We start from the raw sequence: 2300 nt of genomic DNA, 5'->3' as shown, positions 1-2300 counted from the left end.
AAACAAGTCAAGCAAAAATATAAATACGATAAATATATCCAATATTATCGCGTATTTATTAGCTTATTAACAAATGTCTAGATTCTATTAGTTGTTATGCTGAAGCAATGAAAATATAAGATTTATAGGGATATTTTTTAGCAAAACAATTTTTCTTGGTTGAACTAAAAAGGAATTATTGAGAACTTTAAACAGAGAATATATCCTTTGGTGAGTAAGAGTTACAACATTTGGTTTATTGCGATTTGACACACTATATAAGAAATGCTAATTTGTGAAACTTTATTGGATAGAAGCTGTTATGTCGAATGTTGATATTAACTTAGCAGTCTATAAAAAAAATAACTCTCTCCACCGTTCAAAAACTAATGCGAAAAAAAAGTATCAATACTCACAAAGCCTTATAAGTGTAGAGCTTTTTTATGGTGCATATGCTCTACAATTGTAAAATATAATATAAAATCGCTTTTTATATAGCAAAAAATCTTTTAAACGACTATATGCTGTATTCCCTTTTTTCCAACAAAAAGCCCTAAAATCACTTGCATTGTTTCATAAGGTTTCATACTCACTCCCCAAACACCCTTTTAAAGATAGAATCTACATTTTTTGTGTAGTAGCTAAACTCAAAGCATTCGCGGATTGCCGCTTCACCGATAAGTCCTACAAGCTCACTATCTGCTAAAAGATATTGCAAATATAAGCTCTCGCCCTTATCGTTTAACGCACTCTTGCCATTTTGTAAATCACCCCACACTTTCATCGCATTTCTTTGCACGATTTTATAGGCATCTTCGCGCGATACGCCTTTTTTAGGAAGTTCAAGCAAGATTCGCTGTGAAAACACAAGCCCACCTGTAAGGTTGAGATTTTTCATCATATTTTTAGGATACACCACTAGCTTTTCAAGCAGCCCTTTTAAACGCATTAGCATAAAATCTGTGGTGATAAAGCTATCTGGCAAGATAAATCGCTCCACGCTACTATGGCTAATGTCTCGCTCGTGCCACAACGCGACATTCTCCATCGCAGGCATTGCATAAGCGCGGATCATTCTGCAAAGCCCTGTGATGTTTTCACTCAAAACCGGGTTTCGCTTATGGGGCATAGCCGAGCTTCCCTTTTGTCCGCTTTCAAAATACTCTTCTGCTTCATAGACTTCTGTGCGTTGCAGGTGTCGCACTTCCACAGCGATTTTCTCACAGCTACTCGCCAAAAGGGCTAAATCACTCATAAGCCTAGCGTATCTATCCCTTTGTATCACTTGATTACTCACAGGGGCGGGTTTTAGCCCAAGCTCTTTGCAAACTAACTCTTCAAGCTCCATAGGCGTATGGGCGAGATTGCCCATTGCCCCGCTTAGCTGCCCCACAGAGATGACTTCAAGCGTAGATTCTAACGCCTTTAAATGCCGTCCTAACTCATCATACCAAATCGCTAAAACGAGTCCAAAGGTGATAGGCTCTCCGTGGATTCCGTGGCTTCGCCCCACCATTAGCGTGTCTTTATGCTGATAAGCCCTTGTCTTTATCGCTTCTCTCACTTGTCTTATATCATCTAAAATAATCTTTAAGCTATCTCGCATTTGCAACGCTACTGCGGTATCTATGCAATCACTAGAAGTGATCCCATAATGCACCCATCGGCTCTCTTCACCCAAGCTCTCCGCCACAGAAGTGGTAAAAGCGATTAAATCGTGCTTAGTAACCGCTTCAATCTCATCAATCCTAGCGATGTCAAATTTCGCGTTTTTGCATATCTTTTCACAATCGCTATCTGGGATTAGCCCTAGCTTATTCCAGCCTCTAACTAACGCCTTTTCTACCTCTAACCACGCAGAATACTTTGCATTCATATCCCAAAGTTTTTTCATCTCTTCTCTTGCGTATCGCTCTATCATATCATTCCTTAAGTTGTGTTTATAAACCTAGAAGTGTAGCAAAAAGTTTTTAGTATCATTTAAATTGTGCTTTTTAGAATCTGTTTGTTTTTCGGGAAGCAGATTCTATGTGTTGCTTGTTTGATTCTATATTATTATCTATAGTAAGGCATAGAATCAAAAATAAGATTCTATTATTATTTAAGTATAACTAAATATGTTTAGTTTCTACATATTCACTCACCCTTAACTTCTTCTTGTTGTCGCATATCCTGCAAGTCTTTCTTTTCTTGTAAATCTAGTGAATCTGGTATTTCTTGTGCTTCATTTAAATCATTCTGCAAATCTTCCTGCATATCACCTTGATATTCATCAAGGAAATTACACGATTCATTATTACCCAAAGAACACCCTTTTTCAA

General features: G+C 37.5%; 1 protein-coding gene and 1 pseudogene. Both read right to left on the bottom strand.

Features of this window, described 5'->3' with window-relative positions; all coding sequences use genetic code 11:
- Positions 1–568: 568 nt before the first annotated feature.
- The gene (gene purB, locus C6H17_RS11030) at positions 569–1900 is read right to left on the bottom strand and encodes an adenylosuccinate lyase (RefSeq protein ID WP_005218079.1); all 1332 of its coding nucleotides are present in this window, start codon (positions 1898–1900) and stop codon (positions 569–571) included.
- A 215-nt stretch (positions 1901–2115) separates the two neighbouring features.
- Positions 2116–2300, bottom strand: a pseudogene (locus C6H17_RS11025) (hypothetical protein); the annotation flags it as partial.

This window comes from Helicobacter rappini (assembly GCF_900198625.1).
GTDB lineage: Bacteria > Campylobacterota > Campylobacteria > Campylobacterales > Helicobacteraceae > Helicobacter_A > Helicobacter_A rappini.
This window is presented reverse-complemented; position numbering and strand designations above follow the sequence as displayed.

Excerpts from the sequence above, each read along its gene's own strand:
- purB (WP_005218079.1), bottom strand. The coding sequence starts at position 1,900 with ATGATAGAGCGATACGCAAGAGAAGAGATGAAAAAACTTTGGGATATG.